Origin of the sequence: Aestuariivivens insulae, assembly GCF_022662195.1 — a bacterium.
GTDB lineage: Bacteria > Bacteroidota > Bacteroidia > Flavobacteriales > Flavobacteriaceae > Aestuariivivens > Aestuariivivens insulae.
This window is the reverse complement of record NZ_JAKMCS010000019.1, coordinates 15,671-38,717: the sequence shown is the minus strand read 5'-3', so window position 1 is coordinate 38,717 and position 23,047 is coordinate 15,671. Positions and strand designations below refer to the sequence as shown.

Here is a 23,047-nt window from a genome sequence, read left to right as displayed (position 1 = left end):
ATAGGAGCGGCAGCTTTTTTAAAATTCCAAAGATTTTAAAAAACTATAGCGTAAAGCGCGGTGGCTTGCCATTTGCCCAAAGATAACTGCAAAAAAGGTATTTGTTATCTCAACTTAGGAAAATTGGACGGATTGGCTTCGTGCATGACTTCATAAACAGCTTCAAAAATATCTTCGGCCGATGGTTTGGAAAAATAATCGCCATCGTTGCCGTAGGCTGGTCTATGGGCTTTTGCCGTTAGGGTCTTGGGTTCGCTGTCTAAATATTGAAATGCTTTTTGAACGTTAAGAATTTCATCTAGAATATATGCAGAAGCACCACCTGGCACATCTTCATCTATAATCATTAAGCGGTTGGTCTTGGCCACACTTTTAACGATATCATGATTTAAATCGAACGGTAAAAGCGATTGAACATCGATTACTTCGGCATCAATACCAACTCCTAACAGGTCTTTGGCTGTTTCCATAACAATACGCAGTGTAGAACCATAGGAAACTAAAGTTATGTCCTTGCCTTCCTTGACGGTTTCAACCACGCCTATTGGGGTCCTTACTTCTGGTAGGTTATTAGGCATGCGCTCTTTTAAGCGATAACCATTTAAGCACTCTATAACTAATGCTGGATTGTCGCCCTCGAGCAGTGTATTATAGAAACCGGCCGCTTTGGTCATGTTTCGAGGTACTAGAACAAATACGCCACGAATTAAATTTAAAATTCCTCCCATAGGAGATCCCGAATGCCAAATGCCTTCAAGTCTATGACCTCTGGTACGCACTATTAAAGGGGCTTTTTGCATGCCTTTAGTGCGATATTGCGTTGTTGCTAAATCGTCACTAATAATTTGAATGGCGTATAATAGATAGTCTAAGTACTGTATTTCGGCAATAGGGCGTAGGCCTCTAAGTGCCAGACCTATGCCTTGTCCTACTATAGTTGCTTCTCGAATACCGGTATCTGCAATACGAAGTTCGCCATACTTGTCCTGTAATCCTTCTAGGCCTTGGTTTACATCGCCAATATTACCTGTGTCCTCACCAAATATTAAGGCCTCTGGATGGTTTTTAAAAATGGCATCAAAATTATCTCTTATAATAATTCTGCCATCTACATTATTTGCTTCGTCATCACTATATGTAGGTTTTACTTCTTTGACTAAAATAGCCGAGGAGTCGGTCTCAGAATATAAGTGAGAACTAAACTTTGGTTGTGTTTCGGCCATAACGCGATCAATCCAATTGGCCAGATTGTTTTTTTCGTTTGAAGTTTCGCCCAGTGTAAAACGCAAAGCTTTTCTCGATGTGGACATCACATCTTTTCGGGTAGGTTCATGAATTTTTTCCAAATCTTCCATAAGCTTGGAAATGAATACGCCATTGGCACTAACACCTACTAAACTTTTTAAAAGGGTGATTAATTCTTTTTGGTCTTTTTTTATAGGGTCAAGGAAGACATTCCAGGTTTTGGCTTTAATTTCCCTGACTTCTTTTTTTATAGCACGTTCTAAATCAAGAAGGGCCTCGTTTGTGGCTATGTCACTTTCAATAATCCATTCCCGCATTTTGGTATTGCAATCGTGTACTACTTCCCAATCTAGTCGTTCTTTGCTTTTATAACGTTCGTGAGATCCCGAAGTAGAATGCCCTTGGGGTTGGGTTAATTCCTGTACATGGATAATTACCGGAACGTGTTCTTTTCTTGCTATGTTAGCGGCTTCTTGATAGGTCTCTATAAGGTTTGGGTAATCCCAGCCCTTAACACGTAGAATTTCATAGCCTTTATGGTTTTCATCGCGCTGAAAGCCTTTAAGGACTTCAGAAATATTTTCTTTTGTAGTTTGGTATTTAGCTGGAACCGAAATACCGTAATCGTCATCCCAAACACTAATAATCATAGGGACTTGTAGTACACCAGCAGCGTTTATGGTCTCAAAAAATAGTCCTTCGCTTGTACTGGCGTTGCCAATAGTTCCCCAAGCGACTTCGTTACCGTTATTTGAAAATTTACTGGCATCGAATCCCTCTAATTTTTTGTAGATTTTTGAAGCTTGTGCCAAACCCAATAGCCGTGGCATTTGCCCAGCAGTAGGAGAGATGTCTGCACTAGAGTTATATTGTTTTGTTAAATCGTTCCAATTACCATCATCATCTAGGCTATGGGTTACAAAATGCCCGCCCATTTGGCGTCCTGCCGACATGGGTTCCAGGTTTATATCGGTATTGGCATATAATCCGGCAAAAAAATGCTCAACATTAAATTTACCAATGGCCATCATAAAAGTCTGGTCCCTGTAGTACCCCGATCGCCAATCGCCCTTAGCAAAAGCTTTGGCCATAGCCAGTTGAGGGAGTTCTTTACCGTCGCCAAAAATGCCAAATTTAGCTTTACCCGTTAATACTTCACGGCGTCCCAATAAACTACATTCACGACTTCGTACAGCAATAGCATAATCGTTTAAAACTTCAGTTTTGAAATCATCGAAAGTTATGCTGCTTTTTAAATCGGGAATTAAGTCCATAGGTATTGGTTCTAGTGCGTTGCAAATTTAGTTAAAGTTTGTTGTTTTTGCAATTATTCAGCATGTTAAATAATTATTGATTCAACAAAAAATAATAAATAAATCTAAATATATTTAATAATAATCAATAAAATAAGGTTTAAATTGATAATATGTCAATAATTAAGAAGTTTTAAAACCAGCGTCGCCTAAATAAGCCTAAAAGAACTTGGGGGTCTACTGTGAACTTAAACCTAATTTTTTGATCGTAGTTTGGTTGCCCTATTTCCCAACCTAAATTAGAATATATAGGAAAGTAGACTTCAAAATAATCGGTAACCAGATTGACCCTAATTCCTGAGTCGTAAACAAATTTTGGATTGAATCCCTTGTTTTTAACCAAACCTATATCACCATAAAGCAAAATATAATTCCACAAGGTTGTACTGGCGTTTAGTGTTGTAATCCACTGGTTAGCATAGGGAGTCTGTAGTTTTGATTTAAAGCCTCCTTCGGCATCGATGTACTGTTGGCTAAAGATTCCAGTTTCTTCAGACCGTCCTAAATAGGCATAATCGAACAAATAATCTGTAGGCCTGTCCAGGGCAAAACTAAAGTATTTAGAGTTTGTGTCGGTATTGTTTTCTAAAAACGTTCCCCCATACAATCTAAGGTTTAATTGCCTATTGCTTTCAAAAAGTCTTCTATATTCATAGTTAAAAGCAATTTTTGTGAATTTTTTTGCTACTTGAAAATCGACATACCATTTATTGAAATGAATTAAATTATCGTTGGAATGGATGTATCTGGTATTAAAAATGCTGTAATTTGGTTCAGATGTGCTTAAAACATTAGTGGGGTCTTTATCGCGATTGATGTCTACATACCTAAAGATTAAAGCTTGTCGTTTATTGGATCTAAAATCGTTGTCCTGTCTAAATAGCAGCTTAACAGATGGGATAACTTGTCGTACAAACAAATCTTCGGCATAAGACGTATATCCAGCCCTAATACCATAGTTTAATAAATACAAATTATTATTTTCAAAGTTGTGTTCCATGGATATGGCAGCAGCACCGGTAAACGATTTGGAAGTAAAGGAATATTTTGGGGCGATTTTATAGTTGAATCGTTTTCTTAGTAATGCCGTATTGTAAAAGCGCATACCCAATGTAATCCCATCATAAATATTATTGAATTCTGCAAGAGGCATTAAAAACACTTGGTTGTAGTGTGGGTCTTCCACATCTTTTATTAATCTAAACTGTAACGGTTTATTATTAAAGAAAAAGCCCTTTAAGGATTTCCAGTTGTCCCGTAAATTAATTTCGGGAATGGTTCTTTCATAATTTAAAACCAGCTTATTGGCTTCTTGCCTTGGTATGGTAATGGTTTTGCTATCGTTAATATGTTCTACCCACGTTTTTGAAATGATACTGTCGTTGTTGAGAGCATAAAGCGATACAGGCATACTATTGTGACGTTTATTTTTAATAGTAAGTGTAATAGAGTCTTTGCTTTTTTTTACGTTTTTAATCTTAAAATCTATTTTTTTACGTGTTTTTAAATAGTCTGTAAAAAACCAGTCTATATCTTTAGAGGTTCTAGATTTTAAGAACGTTTCAAAGGCTTTGGTTGTCGTAGTCTGTAATTTAGTCTCTGTTAAGAAGGTGGTTAAGCTTTCTTCGACAATATTGGAGTTTATAAAGTCATCGAGGTATTTAAGCCCAATACCAGCTTTATATTTACTAGCTATATTTTTGTTGAATTTCAACAAGGAATCTTTTGCCATAGTTAGTGGCTGATCCTTGTTGGTTCTTGCCATAACCATGTGGCCAAACGTGTATTTTTCATTAAACTTCATGTCTGCAGCATGAAAAGAACGAACGCCCCAAAATCCTGAAATAGATCCCAAGAACTTCATATTGGGGTAACGATCATCCACATACTTTATAAGATAAAAAATCTGAATGGCATCAAATAACCATTGATCTTTTCTAGGGTTAATAAGTAAGGTGTTGTCTAAATAATTGTGCAGGGCAATTTTTAACAACCTTAATTCGTATTGAAAATGATTAGGATAGGGTTTAATAAACTTAGGAAGAAAGTTTAGGCCATAAATGGGGTCTTTTGTGAAATCAATTTCTGAAACCACTAGTCTTTCATGTGGGTATTCACCTAAGTTTTTGGTAATAAAGTCAATTACCTTTTCGGTTAATAATGCTTTATCGATAAACTCTAAGCCTTCGTCATCGATGCTTGAAACTACAGAAATTCCGTTGGATTCTATAGTGCTAAAAGTGAGGGATTTATTTAAATACAGTTTAGTGTTTATCCTATTTTTTCCACTTAGTTTTACAATACGGTTTTTTGTTGAGGTTTCAAGTATGTTATCAATATTTAATTCTGAAGTTAGATAGTATGCCTTTGGGAATTCTATTTCTATATCCAAATCGGATTTAGGAATGTATAGATCGTCCAAGTTTTTATTACTGAAATATTGCCACTCTCCATCATAAATAGCTGGCGTTATATACCAATATTTTAGGTTTAAATCTCCATCGGGTGTTATGCCGTAACTAGTAAACTTATCGCTTGGGATTTTTACAAGATATTGCAAGTCTATAGTATATGAGGCTTGTGGGGATAAAGGTGTTTTTAGTGATACCTTAATAACATCGATTTGATTTTTAAGCTGCTCAAAATTGAGGCTTTCATTATTTTGTTTTATGGAAGTAATTACAGAAAAGCCTCTTTCTTCATTTTTAGCTAGATGGAAGTCTTTAATGTATTCGTCTGCTATTCTTGTGGCTAAAGCTGTTTTTTTTGTAGCATAACTATTGTTCCAATCGTTTAAATAGATGGTTTTTAGAGTATCCCGTGTCGTGTTAGTATATGTTATGGTTTGGGTAATGGAAATCTGCCTATTCTCAATGTCAAATTTAGCCTTTAGGTCAATCTTGTTTTGACCAAAAGCTAAAATTGGTAATAAAAAAATTAATAATGTCCTTAAGAAATAGTACTTCAAATTTTTTAACATTTAGGCTATTAACGATATGGTACAAGGCAGTGCAATATAGCGAAATATATGTTTAAACATCGATTACAAGAAAAATAGCAAGGTTATACATTATATAAGCGAGTGTCTTAAAAATTAGGGCTTAAGCGCGATTCTTTGTAGAAATTATCTAGTATTTCAATGACTTCATTTTCATTGTCTACCAAATGGATTAAATCTAAGTCCTTGGCGCTAATATTAGAAAATTCAGTTAATAAAGTATGCTTAACCCAATCAAAAAGACCATCCCAAAATTCAGTTCCTACAAGTATTATAGGGAATTTCTCAATTTTTTTGGTTTGGATTAGGGTAACTGCTTCAAACAGTTCGTCTAGCGTTCCAAAACCACCAGGCATTACTACAAAGCCCTGGGAATACTTTACGAACATTACTTTTCGAACGAAGAAATAATCAAAATCCAAATTTTTGTCATCGTCTATATATGGATTGTCATTTTGTTCGAAGGGAAGTTCAATATTCAAGCCAACTGAGGTCCCTTCACCCAGATGGGCTCCTTTATTTCCCGCTTCCATAATCCCTGGACCTCCACCCGTGATAACGCCATAGCCAGATTCTACAATTTTTCTGGCTATTTTTTCGGTAAGCTCATAATATTTTTGTCCGGGTTTTGTACGTGCCGAACCAAAAATAGAAATACAGGGGCCAATTTGACTCATTTTTTCAAAGCCATTAACAAACTCCCCCATGATTTTAAAAATCGCCCAGGAATCGTTTGTTTTTATTTCGTTCCACCCTTTACGGTGTTGTTCTTTTCTCATCGTCTATTTTGAAATTTTATGGTTCCTAATTTAGCTCTTTTTTAAGAAACTTAGCGGTGTAACTTTTTTTGTGTTTGACAATCGCTTCTGGAGTGCCTTCAACTATAATTTGTCCACCTCGTTTACCGCCTTCGTAACCAATGTCAACAATATGGTCTACTGTTTTAATTACGTCCATATTGTGTTCTATGATAAGGACGGTGTTTCCTTTGTTTGCCAATTTGTTGAGTACTAGCATAAGCACTCTAATATCTTCAAAATGCAGACCTGTTGTAGGTTCGTCTAAAATATAAAATGTATTTCCTGTATCCCGTTTGCTCAATTCGGTAGCCAGTTTAATACGCTGGGCCTCACCACCAGATAATGTTGTACTTTGTTGACCTAAGGTAATATAGCCCAGCCCAACATCTTTAATGGTTTTTAGTTTTTTATGGATTTTTGGAATATGTTCAAAGAAACCTACAGCTTCATTAATGGTCATGTTCAGTACATCACTAATTGATTTTCCCTTGTATCTAATTTCCAGGGTTTCCCTATTAAAACGTTTCCCTTGGCAAGTTTCGCATTCGACATACACATCGGGCAAAAAGTTCATTTCTATAACACGTAAACCACCTCCTTTACAGGTTTCACACCGTCCTCCAGAAACATTAAAACTAAAACGTCCCGCTTTATAGCCACGTATCATAGCTTCTGGAATCTTGGCAAATAAAGCGCGTATTTCACTAAATACACCGGTATAAGTTGCTGGGTTGCTTCGTGGTGTTCTACCTATTGGCGATTGGTTAATGTCTATAACTTTATCTATATGCTCTAAGCCTTTAATGCTTTTATAGGGCATAGGTTTTTTAACACCGTTAAAATAGTAGGCATTTAATATAGGGTAAAGGGTTTCGTTGATTAGGGTAGACTTACCACTACCGGAGACACCAGTAACCCCAATCATTTTGCCCAATGGAAATTTTACCGATACGTTTTTAAGGTTGTTTCCGGTACAGCCCTTTAATTCTAAAAACTTACCATTACCTTCCCGTCTTTTTTTAGGAACTTCAATGGCCTTAGTGCCATTTAAATAATCTGCAGTAAGGGTATGATGCGCTTTTAGCTCAACAGGATTTCCAATACTAATAATTTCTCCTCCGTGTCGGCCAGCTTTTGGACCAATGTCTATTACGTAATCGGCACGCTCTATCATGTCCTTGTCATGCTCTACAACAATAACAGAATTTCCAACATCACGAAGTGACTCCAAAGAATTTATTAGCTTTTCGTTATCACGCTGATGTAAACCAATGCTGGGTTCATCTAAAATGTATAGTACACCAACTAATTGCGAACCTATTTGTGTTGCCAATCGGATGCGCTGGGCTTCACCTCCAGATAGTGATTTAGAGCTCCGGTTTAATGATAAATAGTCTAAACCTACATCTAACAAAAATTGTAATCTGGATTTAATTTCTTTTAGTATTTCTTCAGCAATCTTAAACTGCTTTTCCGAAAGATGGTTTTGTAAATCGTTAAACCATTGCGCCAGTTCGGCAATATCGGTATTAGATAGTTCGGCAATGTTTTTTTCGTTTATCTTAAAAAAAAGAGATTCCTTTTTTAGTCTGGAACCTTCACAAACCGGACACTTTATTTTGTCCATAAATCCCTTGGCCCAACGCTTAAGCGATGTGGAATCTGCTGTTTTATATTGGTTTTCAATGAAATTAGCTATCCCTTCAAATTCGATTTTGTAATTTCTGGTGACCCCCAAAGTTTTACTTTCAACCGAAAATTTTTCGTCACCCCCATACAAAATCATATGCTTGGCTTCTTCTGGTATGGATTTCCAAGGGTCACTTAATTTAAAGTTGAAACGCTGGGCAATGGTTTCAAGCTGTTTAAAAATCCAACTGTTTTTTTGTGGGCCTTGCGGAGCTAAAGCGCCATTTTTTATTGAAAGCGTATTGTCTGGGACAACCTTTTTTTCATTTATTTGGTATAAGGTGCCTATGCCATTGCAATTATCGCAGGCGCCTTTTGGGGAATTAAAAGAAAAGTTATTAGGTTCTGGATTGGGATATGAAATCCCCGAAGTAGGACACATTAAGCTTCGACTAAAATAACGTAATGCATTGGTGTCTTGGTCGATTACTAAAAGGACATCATTGCCATGGTACATGGCTGTATTGATGCTTTCGGTAAGCCGTTTGTCATTATCGACCGAGTCATCTATTTTTAGGCGGTCGATAACAATTTCTATATCATGGGTTTTGTAACGGTCTAATCTCAAGCCTTTTACAATATCTCGAATCTCACCGTCTGTTCTAACCTTTAGGAACCCTTGCTTAGCAATTTGCTCAAATAACTCGCGGTAATGCCCTTTACGAGATTGTACGACAGGGGCTAATATGTTAATGCGCTTACCGTTAAAATTTTCGAGGATCAACTGTTTGATTTGCTCATCGTTGTAGCTCACCATTTTTTCTCCAGTGTTATAACTATAGGCATCACTGGCCCTGGCAAAGAGCAATCGCATAAAATCGTAGATCTCGGTTATGGTGCCTACTGTGGATCTGGGCGATTTACTGGTTGTCTTTTGTTCTATGGCAATAACGGGGGAGAGCCCATCTATCTTATCGACATCGGGGCGTTCCAAGCCTCCTAAAAATTGTCTGGCGTACGCCGAAAAAGTTTCAATATACCGACGCTGCCCTTCAGCATAAATAGTATCAAAAGCCAGTGACGATTTGCCGCTACCCGATAGCCCTGTAATCACAACCAGTTTTTCACGTGGGATGGAAACATCAATGTTTTTAAGGTTGTGTACCCGTGCTCCTTTTACTTCAATGCATTCGTTATATTGGCTCATAAATTTGCAAAAGCGCAAAGTTACGATTTTAGATGTTAAAATCTAATGAAGCTATGTTTATAGAGAATGATTTAAAACAGTTTTTTTTATATGGAAACTCTTGATCAATAAGTTCATAAACAAAGCCTATTAAATAGCTATTACGAATCAGTTGGAGATAATTCTCCTGAACTTATTGCGCTTTTATAGTTGGCTTTAGCCTTGGTTTGAAACCCAAAAAATTTTGAACCATCTTCCTTCTCTAGAATTACATATACATTGCCATTGCTTTTAGAAATGACCTCTTTTACAATAACCTCTTCTCCAATAATACTTTTGTAATTTGCTATTTTTCCCCGTTTTGAAATAATATTGAGCTTAGGAAAAGCAATATGGTTATAGTGTTGTCCGCTAGGGTTATTAATTACAAATTTGTCGCCTACTTTAGGGGTGTCCTGCGCATTAATTGTTAAGGAGACTACAAACAAAAGGATGGTTAAAATTAAATTTTTCATCGTACAGTTTTTTATAGATTTTTCAAATTTTCATCAAAAATAGTAGTATAGATTAATTGAACCAACTTGCATTTTTGAATGTTAATTTATGGTTCGATATTAATGATTGGGCTAGCCCCTATAAATTTTGTGGGTGGTGATTTGTGAGAGCGTTCTATTAAAGAAAGTAAGGTGTTTTTAAATAATGTCTATTTTTATAACAGCATAGGTTTATAGCTTTTATCCCTTAAATTTTGGAGGTAAGCGATATCCCAGATTCGATATGAAATTTAACAAAGTTTTATGAGTTTTGTTCCGAGATTAAAACGGAATGCTGAATTTATATTTATTTAGTTAACTGAATGTTTCAGATATATTTTGAAATAATTATTTTTAAACCGTAGGAATTCAAAAAGGTATTATATATGAAATTATTAGGAATAGGATCAAGAATCGACCATCCTGAATATGGAAAAGGGGTGGTTACTAATGTAACATCCCAGCATTATTGGGTGACATTTATAGACAGCGGATTGGAAACTATAGATATAGATAGTGAATTTGAAGTTATTGAAGCTGCCGATGGTGATGTAGATACAGTTAGTTTTTTTGAAGTTGAACGTAGTTTGGTACATATTTTAAAAAAGTGGAGCGATGTTAGTGAAGTCGTCCCAATAGCCGATAAGTGGAAAGGCGGGACGATGATTTTACAACCTGCCGACACCTCTTTGCAAAATAAGGAAATACCAATTGACACCTTTTTTCATAAGATAACCATGGTTCGAGATCGTTTGCGTGTTATGGAGCAACGGATCAACTCCAGTGATTTGGACGAACAGGGCAAAATAGATTTACAACAGTATATTACTAGGATTTATGGCAGTTTAACGACATTTAATGTACTGTTTAAATCGAAGTCCCATCAGTTTGTAGGGCAGCGGGGTAAGTAGATAGTGGTTATTATTTAAAAAACACATTTTCTATGCGCAATTTCAAGCTTAAATTGTTATTTTTGGTTATAAACAAAGAGCTATGAATATTCAAGCTGAAAAAATAGAATTGATTAAAATGCTTTTGGATACAGATAATCCTAAAATAATTGAATCTATTAGAAAGATTTTCAAAAAAGAAAGAACTTCTGATTTTTGGGATGATTTATCACTTCAACAGCGCGAAGAAATTGAGAATGCTTCTATTGAAATAGAAAATGGGAAAGTAACAGATTATGAATCTTTTATAAAAAAACACAGATAATTGAGTAGAAAAGTTGTTATTTCAAAAACAGCTGAGAAGAAGTTGGACAAGCTACTTGATTATCTAATTCAAAAATGGTCTGTTAAAGTAAAAAAAGAATTTGTTGAAAAATTAGATTCTTCAATAGAGGCAATTAGAGACCAACCTGAAATATTTCCTGAATCTAAGAAAGGAAGAGCATTAAGAAAGTGTGTAATTACAAAGCAAACGACCTTATATTATCGCTATAATTCTAAACGAATTAGTATTGTTACGATGTTTGATACAAGACAAAACCCAAAAAAATTAGATAAAGAAATCTGAAATGGTACCAAAAACTATTATTAGCAGAATTGCTAATGATTATGGGATACAGATAAGTTGCATTTTATAATTAAGAGCCAATCGTTCTAGTCTAGGTTCATGTTCATTATTCAATTTTCAATATGAACTGTAGTTCTTGCCCTAGCTAATATTCCTTATTGAGCGGTTTTTATATTGCTAATTTCCAAACCAAAAACCAAAAACTTATGGAATGTTGGGAGTTGAGCGCCACTTTCGGTTAGAGTCCAATCGTTCCAGGAAGCCTCTAAGCCATCGATAGGCAATAAAGAGGTCCACATTTTAAAGGCTTTGGGCTTATAAGTGTCGTCTAGCAACCATAAATAAGAATCGCCTGGCGTTGTACCTCCTTTGGTGTAGGTTACTAGAAGGGCATCTTTGCTTTTATATTTTACTAATTGCCGCTTTACACCTTCATCAAACACTTTATAGGGAGCAATCAGCCAAAAAGAGTCGTTGTTATAGTATTTGGTAGCCTTTTCGATAAGATCTTTGGCCATGTCACCATCGATTATAAATCCATGTACATAGGCTTTGTGTGCGTTAAAGTCCAATAAATTTAGGTTTACCCTAAAATCTTTCCATAGGACATCACAGGTGTTTTTGCTTTTGTACCATTTGTAATGGCGCCGTTTTTTAAAGGTCCATTCTATGTAGTCTGTATTTTTATAGGCTTCATTATCTAAAGCTTCAAGCATTTTTTTGGCGAGTTCATCAGCTTGTTGTCCAGAAATACCAGAGGGTAAGGTTTCGTTGTACTTAAAATATAAAAAACCATAAAGCAATAAGCTGGGCAATGTTAAAAATAATAACGCCCCTAAACTTATTTTTATTACTTTTTTTGTTTTCATATATAAGCCAATTAAAGGCATAAATAGCCAAACATGTACTGCTAAAATATTAATTGCTAATGAGTAAACGAAAGAAAACCATTAAAAACCGACAGCAGTATCATCCCCTCGACGATCTGCTCCACCCTCTAACGTTTTGTCCTCTAAAACAAGTATTCCGTCGACCTTGCCTATAACTGGCGAGCGTTCCTCGTTTATAATATATCCTAAATCATTCAAGGCCTTTATAAGTTTTTTATCAAACAAATTGGGTTCCATTCTTATTTCGTCAGGTAACCATTGGTGATGGAACCGAGGTGCGTTCACAGCGTCCTGCATGGTCATATTAAATTCATGCACATTAAGAATAGTTTGCAATACCGATGTTATTATGGTTGATCCTCCTGGAGTTCCTACCGACATATACAGGCTACCATTCTTTTCTATTATAGTGGGGGTCATGGAGCTTAACATCCTTTTTTCTGGCGCAATGCTATTGGCTTCTGCTCCAATGAGCCCAAACATGTTTGGGGCTCCTGGTTTACTGCTAAAATCATCCATTTCGTTGTTAAGGAAAAAGCCAAGTTCGGTACAATACAGTTTAGAACCATAGGCTCCATTAAGCGTTGTTGTTGCAGAAATGGCATTACCAAATTGGTCTATTATAGAGTAATGTGTCGTTTCATCACTTTCTACAATTTCAATTGAGCCATGGCTAATCTCACTTGACTTTGTTGCTTTTGCAAACGAAAAATCCCGCATGCGTTCCTCTAAATAATTGGTATCAATTAATGTAGGTATTGGAATATCTACAAAATCTGGATCACCCAAATAGAAACTTCTATCTGCATAAGCCCTGCGTTCGGCCTCGGTTAATACTTGTATGGTTTTTAAGGTGTTATGGCCGTACTTGTGCAAGTCGAAAGGTTCTATCATCTTCATGATTTGTGCTAAGCAAACACCTCCACTGGCGGGAGGGGACATAGAAATAATTTTTAAATCGTCATAAGTAAAAACAATTGGAGCACGCCATTTGGCTTCATATTTTTCAAGGTCTTCTTTGGTGATGATACCGCCATTATCTTGGATGAAGTTGACTAGGGTTTCAGCTGTTTCACCCTTGTAAAACCCATCTTTACCATGTATTGCTATACGTTCTAAAGTTTTGGCCAGCTTGGGGTATTTTATGGTGTCGTTCGTTTTCCAAGCTTTATCGAAAGGAATCGAATCTTTATTGGCTTTAATGAATAGCGGTTGGTATTTTTTTATTCTTTTTTCTTGTTTGTTGGTAACTATTACTCCTTTATATGCTAGGTCAATTACAGGTTTTAAAATACTGTCTATGGGAAGTGTGCCAAATTTTTCGTGAACGGTAAGCACGCCGGCAACCGTGCCGGGAACGCCTACGGCCATAGCGCCTAAGGTGCTTTTGTCTGGAATAACATTGCCGAGAGAATCCAAAAACATGTTTTTAGTTGCTGCCAAGGGCGCCTTTTCCCTATAATCTATGGCGCCTATATCCCCTTGGTTTGTTCTGTACACCATAAATCCGCCACCTCCCAAATTACCTGCGTAGGGGTATGCTACTGCCAATGCCAATTCGGTGGCTACCATAGCATCGAAAGCATTGCCTCCTTTTTTTAGGATGTCACTGCCAATTTTAGAAGCTTCTTCGCGGGCAGAAACAACCATGGCATGTTCGGTAATTAAACCTCTTACAGGCGGCTTGGGCTTAGCGTGGTTAATGGGTTCTTTACAGGAAAAGGCAATAAAGAAAAGGAGAGATAGAAAAATGTATCGGCTCATAATAGTTAATGTTTTCGAATAAGTTCTTTAAGTTTGTGGTTTGAAAAGGTAACGAGATCATTAAAAAAAAGGGAGAACTCATTTTCAAATTGATTATAAAATTCTTCAAGCTCATTAACAGCTTTATCCATGCCAGAGCGGTTTTTGGTTCTTCGGTTCATGCCATCCAGCACTCTGGATATTCCTTCAATGGAGGCGTAACTCAATAACCAGTTATCGGCTAGCATGAATGGAATCATTTTTTTTACCCTAAGCGGTAAAATTTCATAATGTATTTCAAGTGAATCATAAAAATGTTGTACATAAATATCTAAAGGAATAGTAGAATATTTAGTCCAGTTTTTGGCTAAAAAATGATCGTAAAGAATATCTACAATAACGCCGGAATAATGCCCATACTTTTCATGCAAACGCTTAGTGCTCATCCTAACGGTTTTATGGGCATCGGTAAACGTGTCTATTTCGCGATGCAGTAAAACGCCTATTTGTATGTCTTCAGGGTATCTTTTATAATCCTTTCCTTTAATGCCGTCTGCAATAAAGTTACCAATAGTTATAAGGTCGTTATCTCCGGAAAGGTAAATGTGAGCTAGAAAATTCATTGGTGTAATTTACAAATAAGGATTAAAGAATCTGTTATGCTTTTGAATATTTATTAAGAATGTGGCTTTAAAATTGTTATAAACATAAAAGCCTGTAATAGAACTTTAAATCAATATGCTAAAGGTATTGAATGCAATTTTCTAATTGTATATTTGTAGACTAATTCAATAATCATTTTATGACACTTATTAAATCAATTTCAGGAATTAGAGGCACCATAGGTGGTAATGTTGGCGATAATTTAACGCCAATAGATGCTGTTAAATTTGCAGCGGCTTATGGTGTATGGATTAAACAACAGCGCAAAAAGGAAAACTACAAAGTTGTTGTTGGACGCGATGCGCGTATATCTGGAAAGATGATTCAAAATTTAGTAATGAATACCTTAATAGGGCAAGGTATTAATGTGGTAAACCTTGGTTTGTCTACTACACCAACGGTAGAGGTGGCTGTACCAATGGAACACGCAGATGGCGGTATAATACTAACTGCAAGCCATAACCCTAAGCAATGGAATGCCTTAAAACTGTTGAATGAAAAGGGTGAGTTTTTAGATGGAGCTGAAGGTGCAAAAATATTGGAAATTGCTGAAAGTGATGCTATGGAGTTTGCAGATGTGGATAGCCTTGGAAAAATCACTAAAAATGATGCTTACTTCGATTTGCACATTATAGATGTCTTAGATCTACCGTTGGTTAACGTAAAACCAATTGAGGAAGCTAAATTTAAAGTAGTTGTAGATGGGGTAAACTCAACAGGAGGTATAGCAATTCCACTATTATTAGAGCGTTTGGGCGTGCATGTGGTAAAATTGTATTGCGAGCCTAATGGGCATTTCCCGCATAACCCAGAACCGTTAAAAGAACACTTAACGGATCTTTCTGAAAAAGTGGTTAAAGAACGCGCCGATTTTGGTATTGTAGTCGATCCAGATGTCGACCGTTTGGCCTTTATAGATGAAAATGGTGAGATGTTTGGAGAAGAATATACTTTGGTAGCATGTGCCGATTACGTGTTGAGTAGAACGCCCGGTAATACAGTAAGTAATATGAGTTCTACAAGAGCCCTTAGGGATATTACCGAAAAATACGGTGGGACTTATGAAGCTAGTGCCGTGGGTGAGGTGAATGTGGTAAAGCTTATGAAGCAAAACAAAGTGGTTATAGGTGGTGAAGGTAATGGCGGGATTATCTATCCAGAATTGCATTACGGACGTGATGCTTTGGTTGGTATTGCTTTATTCTTAAGTTTATTGGCAGACAAAAAAATGACTGTTAGTGAATTGCGAAAAACCTATCCTAATTACTTTATGAGCAAGAAGAAGATTGAGTTAACTCCTGGTTTGGATGTCGATGGTATTTTAAAGGCTATGGAAGAGCGTTATAAAAATGAGGAGCTGACTACAATAGATGGTGTGAAAATAGATTTTGCAGAAAGCTGGGTACACTTGCGAAAGAGTAACACAGAACCTATCATTAGAATTTATACAGAAGCCAAATCGCAAGATCTAGCCAACGATTTAGCCGATAAGATTATTGGTGAAATTAAGGAAATAGCTAAAATTTAATAGAAAATAAGCCTTGAGGTTTCCGTTGAAACTAGCGATTAGACAGGCAGGATTGTCATTCTCCTGAAAATCGAAGATTCATGAATACAAAAATTTAAAAATATGTATATATGAATAAAACGGGACTCTAAATAAGATTTAAACTATACTATCTTAAATGAAGCAATCTTTTTAACTAAAGGTTGCTTCGTTTTTTTAAGGTATTTCTAAGAATGAAGATGGTTGAGCTTGCGATGGTCGCAGTGAAGATGATCAATCCCTTATGAAATCATCCCTAGATATTAATTTTCCAACTTCCAACTTCTAATTTCGTACTTCTAGCTTCGCTCTTTATCACGGTGTTTCCAACGCTTGTGGGTCCAAAAATAATATTCAGGAGCTTCGTAAATCTGTTTTTCAACCTCACGTAGAAATAAATCGGTTAGCTCGTAATCTTTAAAATCTTTAGGGGTTTCGGTAATTGTCATGATTTCGGCTTCATAAAAACCACGTTTTACTTTTTTAACCTTTAAATAGGCGATCGTTAAATCCAGTTTTTTGGCTAAACGTTCCGCACCGGTAAAACATGGCACTTCAATACCCATAAATTTTCCCCAATATACATCTTTACTCAATCTTGGCGATTGGTCACTTAAAAAGCCAACAACACTTTTTACACCTTTACTTTCGTTGTCGTTAATGGTACTAATAGTTTCTTTAGTGCTAATAAGTATAGTTTTGAATTTGGAGCGAATGTTTCTAACAAGCCTGTCAAAATAACGGTTGGCTAACTTTTTATATACGCCATAGCCCTTAAAGTTAATATGGTTTTGGACTTCTAAGGACCATTCCCAACTGGCATAGTGGCCAAACATTAAAAGCACACTTTTATTAAGAGATTCCAAACGTTTAAATTCTTCTGCATTAACAATATTGAAACGCTTTTTTAGTTCCTTTTTAGAAATATTCATGGTTTTGGCCATTTCCAAAAACATGTCACATAAATGTCTGTAAAATGCTTTTCTAATATGTGCTATTTCTTTATCTGACTTTTCAGGAAATACGAGTTTTAAATTTTCGGTCACTACTTTTTTTCTGTAGCCTACAAAGTAGTACATCAACACAAAAACAGCATCGGAAAGTAAATACAATAGCCTAAAAGGAAGTATGGAAATAAACCATAAAAGCGGATAGACCAAAATATAAACTAGGAATTGCATGAATAAGTTTTAGATTTGTAGCCGCAAAGATAAATTAATTTGATTGTAAACATTATAACCCATGAACAATTTAGACCTCGTAACCATAGTTATTATTGCGGCTAACGTTATTATATCCTATAAAGGCTTTGGTGATTTCGGCTTTTTTGAAAAGTATAAATTCAATGTAGGTGCAGTACGTAGGGGAGAGCAGATACGTTTGTTTAGTTCTGGGTTTTTGCATGCAGATAATGCCCATTTGTTTTTTAATATGTTTTCCCTTTATTTTTTTGCTGATGTGGTCATTGCATTATTAGGGGTTACAAAATTTATAATTATCTATTTAGGGAGTTTATTGATGGGGAGTTTATTGTCTTTATACTTTCATAAAAATGAATATTATTATTCTGCGGTAGGGGCCAGTGGTGCTGTTATGGGGATTATTTATTCGGCTATTTTGCTTCAGCCTGGGATGAGTTTGTATATCTTTTTTATTCCAATACCTATTCCTGCTTATCTATTCGGGATTGGTTACTTGTTGTACTCTATTTACGGCATGAAAAACAGAGTTGGCAATATAGGGCATGATGCCCATTTTGGAGGGGCTGTTGGAGGGTATCTTATTACCTTGGCTTTTGCGCCATGGCTTTTTAAAACCAATCTGTTAATGATTGGCCTTTTGGCCATACCTATTGTGTTGTTGTATGTTTTGAGGAAGGCTGGGAAAATGTGAATAAAAAAACAAGGCAATGTGGATATCCATATTGCCTTGTTTTTTAATGGTTTCTATTTATAAAAATAATCCATTGTGTAAACCTCTTCTATTTGGTTACCATATTTAGATGTATAGATAGCTGTCTTTGGGTAGTTTTTTTCATTATAAGTATACTCAATTGTGTCATTATAGTTGTCACTAATACTGGAGTCACTTTCTACATATTTAATAACATTGTGAGTGTTTCCGTAAATAATTGAGCCAAATTCATTTTCACTTAGAATATTTAAAACTTCAATGGCATGAATGTTTTTATAGGCATTATTTTTATTATCGTAAGTATAATCTATTTTATAACCATCATCATCAAGTATTTTTATAATATTTTTTTCATTTAAGGTAATGGTTTCAGTCCATTTTAATTCAAAGCCAGAATTTAAATAATCTACATAAACTTTATTGGTTATAGTACCATCGTTGTTATAAGTGAATATCTTTTTGTACTTGCGATCACTTAATCCAGAGGGTTCAAAAAAGTTTTCGATATAAGAGGCTACTTTACCATTAGAATTGTATTCTAATACCACAGAAGCTATGTGTCCGTCTGCATCAAAAAAATCGTCTTTAACTAAATTGTCATTATTGTCATAGGTATAAACATTTTTCCATTCTTCGCTACCATCGGTTCCAACAACACTCATTAATTTATTGCCATTATAGTTAAAAGTTTCGGTATATTCATTTGGTGTTCCTTTATCGTGTATTATTTTTTCCAAAAGAATACCATCAGTTGGCTCATCTTGAGTTTCACTTAAATCCCCTTCGCTATTAACAGGCTCAATATTACAGGAAAGAATTAAGCAGCTTAGAACTAACAATAGTTGTAGGTTTAATTTCATGGTCTTTGTATTAAAATGATTGGTTATTGGGTTAAAAATAGAGTTATTTACAAAACCACAAAATCTTTTTTTACGAAAAGTATTACTTAAACGATTAAATGCATGTATATTGAGTTTTATGGCATAACAATTGAAATATAGAAGTAAGAATGATGCTTATAAAAGCTTAAAAAGCTGCTTTATAAGTGATTCAAAAGATATTAAAGACTAATTTTAAAAAAGGTTACATTTGTTTTAATGACAAATTGACCTGAATAGCTATATGAAGAAATCCAATTTTATAACGTTTGACAGTTTGTCATTGCAAGAGTTCGATGAAAATTCAGAATTAATACCGTTAATGACACCCGAGGACGAAGAGGAAATTAACAACGAAAACTTACCCGAAACTTTACCTATTTTGTCCTTGAGAAATACCGTGTTGTTTCCAGGTGTGGTAATTCCTATTACAGCCGGGCGTGATAAATCGATTAAATTAATTAACGATGCCAATAAAGGCAGTAAGGTTATTGGTGTTGTAGCCCAAAAGGATGAATCGGTAGAAAATCCGAATGCCAAGGAGATTTATGAGACAGGTACCGTTGCTAGAATATTGCGTGTGCTTAAAATGCCCGATGGTAATGTAACGGTAATCATTCAAGGGAAAAAGCGTTTTCAGGTGGCCGAAGTGCTTACTGAAGAACCATACATGAACGCTACGGTAAGGGATATTCCTGAGGCTAAGCCAGCGATTAACAATAAGGAGTTTATGGCCATTATTGATTCCATAAAGGATTTGGCACTTCAAATTATTAAGGAAAACCCTAACATTCCTAGCGAGGCTTCTTTTGCGATTAAAAATATAGAAAGCAATTCGTTTTTAGTGAATTTTGTGTCTTCTAACATGAACCTTTCTGTTGAGGAAAAGCAGAAATTGTTAGAGATGAACGATCTAAAGAACCGTGCTTTGGCAACGCTAAAATATATGAATATTGAGTTTCAGAAATTGGAGCTTAAAAACGATATACAGTCTAAGGTTCAAATGGATATGAACCAACAGCAGCGCGAATATTTCTTGCATCAACAAATGAAGACCATTCAAGAGGAATTGGGTGGCGTGAGCCATGATCAGGAAATTGAAGAGATGAAGTTGCGTGCCATGGATAAGCAATGGGATGACAAGGTGGCCAAGCATTTTGAAAAGGAAATTGCCAAAATGCAACGCATGAACCCACAAGTGGCCGAGTATTCCATACAACGTAATTATTTGGATTTGTTTTTGGAGTTGCCTTGGAATGAGTTTAGTGAAGACCAATTTGATTTAAAACGAGCCATGAAGATTTTGGATCGTGATCATTTTGGTTTGGAAGATGTAAAACGTCGTATTATTGAATATCTCGCCGTTTTAAAACTGCGTAACGATATGAAATCGCCTATTCTATGTTTGTATGGCCCTCCGGGTGTTGGTAAAACCTCGTTGGGTAAGTCCATCGCAGAAGCTTTGGGCAGGGAATATGTGCGTATGTCTTTAGGTGGTTTACGTGATGAAGCCGAAATTAGGGGACACCGAAAAACGTATATTGGCGCTATGCCAGGGCGAATTATTCAAAGCATAAAAAAGGCTGGGACCTCTAATCCTGTTTTCGTATTGGATGAAATAGACAAGTTGTCTAACTCCCATCAAGGCGATCCTTCTTCTGCGATGTTAGAGGTATTGGATCCAGAACAAAACAATGAGTTTTATGATAATTTCCTAGAGATGGGTTACGACCTGTCTAAGGTGATGTTTGTAGCGACATCCAATAGCTTGAATACCATTCAACCGGCCTTATTGGATCGTATGGAAATCATTAATGTAACAGGCTATACCATTGAAGAAAAGGTTGAAATAGCAAAACGCCATTTGCTGCCCAAACAATTAAAGGAACATGGGTTAGATACATCGCATTTAAAAATAGCTAAGCCTCAACTGGAAAAAATAGTCGAAGGATATACACGGGAATCGGGAGTGCGTGGTCTTGAAAAGCAAATAGCAAAGATGGTGCGTTATGCGGCCAAAAATATTGCAATGGAAGAAGATTATAATATAAAGGTAACCAATGAAGATATTATTGAAGTATTGGGTGGTCCTAAATTAGAACGCGATAAATACGAAAATAATAATGTAGCAGGAGTGGTAACAGGTTTGGCATGGACTCGTGTAGGTGGTGATATTCTGTTTATAGAATCCATTTTGTCTAAAGGAAAAGGCAATTTGAGTATTACCGGAAATTTAGGTAATGTCATGAAGGAGTCGGCAACCATAGCCTTACAGTATATTAAATCTAATGCTAATGCATTAGGTATAAATCCAGATATTTTCGATAAATATAATGTGCACATTCATGTTCCTGAAGGAGCTACGCCAAAAGATGGCCCTAGTGCTGGAGTTACGATGCTAACCTCTTTGGTGTCTTTGTTTACCCAGAAGAAGGTCAAAAAGAGTTTGGCCATGACGGGAGAGATTACCCTTCGTGGTAAAGTATTGCCAGTAGGCGGTATTAAAGAAAAGATTTTGGCAGCGAAACGCGCACGTATTAAGGAAATTTTACTTTGTGAAGATAACCGTCGCGATATTGAGGAAATCAAGCAGGAATACTTAAAAGGACTCACATTCCATTATGTTACCGATATGAGTGAGGTAATCGATATAGCTATTACTGATCAAAAAGTTAAGAACGCAAAGAAGCTTTAAATATTTTATATATTATGACCTCGACTTATGTCGAGGTTTTTTATGCTTACTATTGAGTTCGGAGTAGCTATGTTTAGTCTAAGGGAAATATTCTACAATTAAAATAAAAAATAGCTGCTACCGTTTTAAGATAGATTTGTTTACTTTGCGCCTAAATATGTTAAAGAAAAGTGTCACATGGCTTTGCTTGTTGATTGGAACAATAATCAACGCACAGGTTGGAGGGGAGGCTACCTATCAATTTTTGAACCTAGTATCTTCTCCTAGGCAAGCAGCACTTGGAGGTAAGGTGTTGACCAATGTAGATTACGATGTGACCCAGGGGCTATTCAATCCAGCAACCATTAATGTGGAAATGGATAACCAGTTGGCACTTAACTATACAAGTTATTTAGGAGGTATTGGTTATGGTACAGCAGCCTATGCTTATACCGTAGACAGAAGGACACAAACCTTTCACGCAGGCATTGCCTATATTAATTATGGTTCTTTTGATGGATATGATGAAAACGGAAATGCTACAGGAACCTTTACAGGAAACGAAGCGGCCCTGTCCTTAGGTTATGCATTACAAATAGGGTACTCCGATTTTTACTTTGGTGCTAATGTGAAGTTAATCACTTCAAAGTTAGAGCAATATACTTCCCTTGGAGCAGCATGCGATTTGGGACTACTTTATATAAATGAAACTCTTGATTTCCATGCAGCTTTGGCCATTAGAAATTTGGGGACCCAAATTACAACCTATGCCGGTTTAAATGAGCCCTTACCATTAGAAATCGATTTTGGTATGTCGCAAACCTTACAGCATGTTCCCATACGGTGGCATGTTACTTTAGAGAACTTACAGGATTGGCCTATTGCCAGACCTAACCCTGCAAGGTCAACAAGTGATTTGTCAGGTAACCAAACCCAAGAGAAGATTGGCTTTTTAGGCCAGGTCATTCGGCACACCATTATTGGTGCGGAGTTGTTTCCAGACAAAGGGTTCAACTTGCGTTTGGGCTACAATTTTAGAAGGGCAGAAGAGCTACGTATTATAGATCAGCGCAATTTTTCGGGATTGTCGGCTGGAATTTCAATAAAAATGAATAAAATGCGCTTTAGTTACACCCATGCCAAATACACCAGTGCAGCCAATGCCAGCTTTTTTGGGCTGCAAATCGATTTGAACAGATAAGTACTTGGAGTGCACTTAAGTTATAAGTACGTTGAAGTTATAAGTACGTTGAAGTTATAAGTACGTTGAAGTTATAAGTACGTTAAAGTTATAAGTACGTTAAAGTTATAAGTACGTTAAAGTTATAAGTACGTTAAAGTTATAAGTACGTTAAAGTTGTGATTGATAAAAGCCTTAATTGCTTTACATCATAAAAGTATGGTGTTCCTTTTGAGTTGAAGGTTTTACTGTATTTCCAAAACTTAAGGCACTTTAAGCTTTAAGTATTTTAAATATTTTAGGCACTCTAAACTTATAATTTAAGTAATTTAGCCCC

Annotated in this window: 17 protein-coding genes; 7 read left to right on the top strand and 10 right to left on the bottom strand. The window is 36.0% G+C overall.

All coding sequences use genetic code 11. The features are described from left to right. Window positions 1-104: 104 nt before the first annotated feature. The 5 genes from MR062_RS16305 to MR062_RS16285 all read right to left on the bottom strand — a co-directional run bounded on the left by MR062_RS16305 (window position 105) and on the right by MR062_RS16285 (window position 9,686). Window positions 105-2,519 (bottom strand): alpha-ketoacid dehydrogenase subunit alpha/beta, encoded by a 2,415-nt coding sequence (locus MR062_RS16305; protein ID WP_242206227.1) that lies wholly within the window; start codon window positions 2,517-2,519, stop codon window positions 105-107. 172 nt (window positions 2,520-2,691) lie between these two features. Continuing rightward, window positions 2,692-5,526 carry a gluzincin family metallopeptidase gene (locus MR062_RS16300; protein ID WP_242206225.1) on the bottom strand — a complete coding sequence of 945 codons (2,835 nt, stop codon included), beginning with the start codon at window positions 5,524-5,526 and terminating at the stop codon, window positions 2,692-2,694. A 119-nt stretch (window positions 5,527-5,645) separates the two neighbouring features. Continuing rightward, window positions 5,646-6,335 carry an LOG family protein gene (locus MR062_RS16295; RefSeq protein WP_242206223.1) on the bottom strand — a complete coding sequence of 230 codons (690 nt, stop codon included), beginning with the start codon at window positions 6,333-6,335 and terminating at the stop codon, window positions 5,646-5,648. 25 nt (window positions 6,336-6,360) lie between these two features. Then, the gene (gene uvrA / locus MR062_RS16290) at window positions 6,361-9,192 is read right to left on the bottom strand and encodes an excinuclease ABC subunit UvrA (protein WP_242206221.1); all 2,832 of its coding nucleotides are present in this window, start codon (window positions 9,190-9,192) and stop codon (window positions 6,361-6,363) included. A gap of 140 nt (window positions 9,193-9,332) precedes the next feature. Continuing rightward, a complete protein-coding gene (locus MR062_RS16285; RefSeq protein WP_242206220.1) occupies window positions 9,333-9,686 on the bottom strand; it encodes a hypothetical protein in 354 nt (117 codons plus the stop codon). A 404-nt stretch (window positions 9,687-10,090) separates the two neighbouring features. Between MR062_RS16285 and MR062_RS16280 the strand changes: the two genes are divergently transcribed. The 3 genes from MR062_RS16280 (at window position 10,091) to MR062_RS16270 (ending at window position 11,222) form a co-directional block, all read left to right on the top strand. Further along, entirely contained in the window at window positions 10,091-10,615 is a 525-nt protein-coding gene (locus MR062_RS16280; protein ID WP_242206218.1) for a hypothetical protein, read from the top strand. Between the two features lie 82 nt (window positions 10,616-10,697). Continuing rightward, on the top strand, window positions 10,698-10,919 hold the full coding sequence (locus MR062_RS16275) for a hypothetical protein (RefSeq protein WP_242206215.1): 222 nt from the start codon (window positions 10,698-10,700) through the stop codon (window positions 10,917-10,919). After that, the gene (locus MR062_RS16270; protein WP_242206213.1) at window positions 10,920-11,222 is read left to right on the top strand and encodes a type II toxin-antitoxin system RelE/ParE family toxin; all 303 of its coding nucleotides are present in this window, start codon (window positions 10,920-10,922) and stop codon (window positions 11,220-11,222) included. A gap of 155 nt (window positions 11,223-11,377) precedes the next feature. Here the strand turns inward: MR062_RS16270 and MR062_RS16265 are convergent, their stop codons facing one another. From MR062_RS16265 to MR062_RS16255, 3 genes are all read right to left on the bottom strand, one after another. Beyond that, window positions 11,378-12,091 (bottom strand): hypothetical protein, encoded by a 714-nt coding sequence (locus MR062_RS16265; RefSeq protein WP_242206211.1) that lies wholly within the window; start codon window positions 12,089-12,091, stop codon window positions 11,378-11,380. Between the two features lie 81 nt (window positions 12,092-12,172). Continuing rightward, complete coding sequence (ggt, locus tag MR062_RS16260) at window positions 12,173-13,876, bottom strand: gamma-glutamyltransferase (protein ID WP_242206210.1); 1,704 nt, start codon at window positions 13,874-13,876, stop codon at window positions 12,173-12,175. A 5-nt stretch (window positions 13,877-13,881) separates the two neighbouring features. After that, complete coding sequence (locus tag MR062_RS16255) at window positions 13,882-14,478, bottom strand: acyl carrier protein phosphodiesterase (protein WP_242206208.1); 597 nt, start codon at window positions 14,476-14,478, stop codon at window positions 13,882-13,884. Between the two features lie 179 nt (window positions 14,479-14,657). Between MR062_RS16255 and glmM the strand changes: the two genes are divergently transcribed. Further along, a complete protein-coding gene (gene glmM, locus MR062_RS16250; RefSeq protein ID WP_242206205.1) occupies window positions 14,658-16,046 on the top strand; it encodes a phosphoglucosamine mutase in 1,389 nt (462 codons plus the stop codon). 317 nt (window positions 16,047-16,363) lie between these two features. Here glmM and MR062_RS16245 read toward each other — a convergent pair whose 3' ends face one another. Next, window positions 16,364-17,245, bottom strand: a complete 882-nt coding sequence (locus MR062_RS16245; RefSeq protein WP_242206203.1) for a lysophospholipid acyltransferase family protein — start codon at window positions 17,243-17,245, stop codon at window positions 16,364-16,366. 61 nt (window positions 17,246-17,306) lie between these two features. On the opposite strand from MR062_RS16245, the gene MR062_RS16240 reads away from it, so the two are divergent. Continuing rightward, window positions 17,307-17,957 (top strand): rhomboid family intramembrane serine protease, encoded by a 651-nt coding sequence (locus MR062_RS16240; RefSeq protein ID WP_242206201.1) that lies wholly within the window; start codon window positions 17,307-17,309, stop codon window positions 17,955-17,957. 53 nt (window positions 17,958-18,010) lie between these two features. On the opposite strand, the gene MR062_RS16235 is transcribed toward MR062_RS16240, so the two are convergent. Continuing rightward, the gene (locus MR062_RS16235) at window positions 18,011-18,838 is read right to left on the bottom strand and encodes a hypothetical protein (RefSeq protein ID WP_242206199.1); all 828 of its coding nucleotides are present in this window, start codon (window positions 18,836-18,838) and stop codon (window positions 18,011-18,013) included. A gap of 262 nt (window positions 18,839-19,100) precedes the next feature. Here MR062_RS16235 and lon point away from each other — a divergent pair, with 262 nt between their 5' ends. Together lon and porQ are read left to right on the top strand one after the other, a co-directional pair. Beyond that, a complete protein-coding gene (gene lon / locus MR062_RS16230; RefSeq protein WP_242206197.1) occupies window positions 19,101-21,551 on the top strand; it encodes an endopeptidase La in 2,451 nt (816 codons plus the stop codon). Window positions 21,552-21,708: 157 nt separating this feature from the next. Next, entirely contained in the window at window positions 21,709-22,731 is a 1,023-nt protein-coding gene (gene porQ / locus MR062_RS16225; RefSeq protein WP_242206195.1) for a type IX secretion system protein PorQ, read from the top strand. Window positions 22,732-23,047: the final 316 nt, after the last annotated feature.

Excerpts from the sequence above, each read along its gene's own strand:
- glmM (WP_242206205.1), top strand. The coding sequence starts at position 14,658 with ATGACACTTATTAAATCAATTTCAGGAATTAGAGGCACCATAGGTGGT.
- uvrA (WP_242206221.1), bottom strand. The coding sequence starts at position 9,192 with ATGAGCCAATATAACGAATGCATTGAAGTAAAAGGAGCACGGGTACAC.
- lon (WP_242206197.1), top strand. The coding sequence starts at position 19,101 with ATGAAGAAATCCAATTTTATAACGTTTGACAGTTTGTCATTGCAAGAG.
- MR062_RS16265 (WP_242206211.1), bottom strand. The coding sequence starts at position 12,091 with ATGAAAACAAAAAAAGTAATAAAAATAAGTTTAGGGGCGTTATTATTT.
- MR062_RS16275 (WP_242206215.1), top strand. The coding sequence starts at position 10,698 with ATGAATATTCAAGCTGAAAAAATAGAATTGATTAAAATGCTTTTGGAT.
- MR062_RS16245 (WP_242206203.1), bottom strand. The coding sequence starts at position 17,245 with ATGCAATTCCTAGTTTATATTTTGGTCTATCCGCTTTTATGGTTTATT.
- MR062_RS16240 (WP_242206201.1), top strand. The coding sequence starts at position 17,307 with ATGAACAATTTAGACCTCGTAACCATAGTTATTATTGCGGCTAACGTT.
- MR062_RS16280 (WP_242206218.1), top strand. The coding sequence starts at position 10,091 with ATGAAATTATTAGGAATAGGATCAAGAATCGACCATCCTGAATATGGA.
- MR062_RS16235 (WP_242206199.1), bottom strand. The coding sequence starts at position 18,838 with ATGAAATTAAACCTACAACTATTGTTAGTTCTAAGCTGCTTAATTCTT.
- MR062_RS16305 (WP_242206227.1), bottom strand. The coding sequence starts at position 2,519 with ATGGACTTAATTCCCGATTTAAAAAGCAGCATAACTTTCGATGATTTC.
- ggt (WP_242206210.1), bottom strand. The coding sequence starts at position 13,876 with ATGAGCCGATACATTTTTCTATCTCTCCTTTTCTTTATTGCCTTTTCC.
- MR062_RS16285 (WP_242206220.1), bottom strand. The coding sequence starts at position 9,686 with ATGAAAAATTTAATTTTAACCATCCTTTTGTTTGTAGTCTCCTTAACA.
- MR062_RS16255 (WP_242206208.1), bottom strand. The coding sequence starts at position 14,478 with ATGAATTTTCTAGCTCACATTTACCTTTCCGGAGATAACGACCTTATA.
- porQ (WP_242206195.1), top strand. The coding sequence starts at position 21,709 with ATGTTAAAGAAAAGTGTCACATGGCTTTGCTTGTTGATTGGAACAATA.
- MR062_RS16295 (WP_242206223.1), bottom strand. The coding sequence starts at position 6,335 with ATGAGAAAAGAACAACACCGTAAAGGGTGGAACGAAATAAAAACAAAC.